The 1,406-nt window shown below is 72.5% G+C and carries 1 protein-coding gene; it reads left to right on the top strand.

Annotation, left to right across the window (positions count from 1 at the left end; translation table 11 throughout):
* Positions 1 to 132 precede the first annotated feature (132 nt).
* Entirely contained in the window at positions 133 to 1,272 is a 1,140-nt protein-coding gene (locus AB0I53_RS07820) for a cystathionine gamma-synthase (protein WP_358598140.1), read from the top strand.
* Positions 1,273 to 1,406 lie beyond the last annotated feature (134 nt).

Below are 1,406 nucleotides of genomic sequence, written 5' to 3'. Positions count from 1 at the left end.
CCCGCCCCCGCCCCCCCCCGGCGTGGTCACCCCCTGATCCCCCGCGGGGCCCCCCCCCCGCCCGGGGGGGGCCCCGCTTCGCATTGCGGGCCCGAGTCGGCGGATCGGCCGCCGGGTCGTACGCTGCTCCACATGAGTGACGGCTTCGCCACCCGCGCGATTCACGCGGGCCAGGAGGCAGACCCGACGACCGGTTCGGTGATCGTGCCGATCCACGCCACGTCGACCTACGCCCAGGACGGCGTGGGCGGCATGCGCGGTGGCTACGAGTACTCCCGCACCGGCAATCCGACCCGCACCGCGCTGGAGGAATGTCTGGCCGCGCTGGAGGGCGGCCGGCACGGGCGCGCGTTCGCCTCGGGCATGGCGGCCACCGACGCGGTGCTGCGCGCCAGCCTGCGGCCGGGCGACCACCTCGTCATCCCGGACGACGCCTACGGCGGCACGTTCCGGCTGGTGGACAAGGTGCTCACCGCCTGGGGCGTCGAGTACACACCCGCCCCGGTGTCCGATGTGGACGCCGTGCGGGCGGCGATCCGCCCGAACACCAAGGTGATCTGGGTCGAGACGCCCACCAACCCGCTGCTCAACATCGGCGACATCGCCGCCCTGGCGCAGGTCTCCCGCGACGCCGGCACGAAGCTGGTCGTGGACAACACCTTCGCCTCGCCGTACCTGCAGCAGCCGCTGGAGCTCGGCGCGAACGTCGTGGTGCACTCGACCACCAAGTACTTGGGCGGGCACTCCGACGTGGTCGGCGGCGCGGTGATCACCTCCGACGACGAGCTCGCCGAGCAGGTCGCGTTCCTGCAGAACGGGGCGGGCGCGGTGCCCGGGCCGTTCGACGTGTTCCTGACGCTGCGCGGCATCAAGACCCTCGCGGTGCGGATGGAGCGGCACAGCGCCAACGCCGAGCGGATCGTCGCCGCGCTGACCGGCCACCCGAAGGTCGCGAAGGTGCTCTACCCGGGGATTCCGGAGCACCCCGGCCACGAGGTGGCGGCGAAGCAAATGCGCCACTTCGGCGGGATGATCTCCTTCCTGCACGCCGACGGCGAGGAAGCGGCGCTGGAGGTCTGCTCGCGGACCCGGCTGTTCACCCTGGCCGAATCGCTGGGCGGGGTGGAGTCGCTGATCGAGCACCCGGGCCGGATGACGCACGCGAGCACCGCAGGCTCGATGCTGCAGGTCCCGTCCGACCTGGTGCGGCTGTCGGTCGGCATCGAAGAAGCCGACGACCTGGTCGAGGATCTCCTCACGGCCCTCGGCTGACCCGGCGGGCGGGTCGATTTCGCGCGAAATCGGCACCAGGCATGCGTGGAGAGCGTGCGCCGAGCCGTCGCCGAAGTAGTGCCGGACCAGATCCACCGGGAAGCGGTCGATCCCGGCCGGGACCGGAGTGTGGG

The organism is Saccharopolyspora sp. NPDC050389 (assembly GCF_040655595.1).
Taxonomy (GTDB): domain Bacteria; phylum Actinomycetota; class Actinomycetes; order Mycobacteriales; family Pseudonocardiaceae; genus Saccharopolyspora.
Note: the sequence above shows the minus strand (reverse complement) of the source record. Positions and strands in the feature narration are given on the sequence as shown.

Bases quoted from the DNA above. Each gene is read 5' to 3' on its own strand.
- AB0I53_RS07820 (WP_358598140.1), top strand. From the start codon at position 133: ATGAGTGACGGCTTCGCCACCCGCGCGATTCACGCGGGCCAGGAGGCA.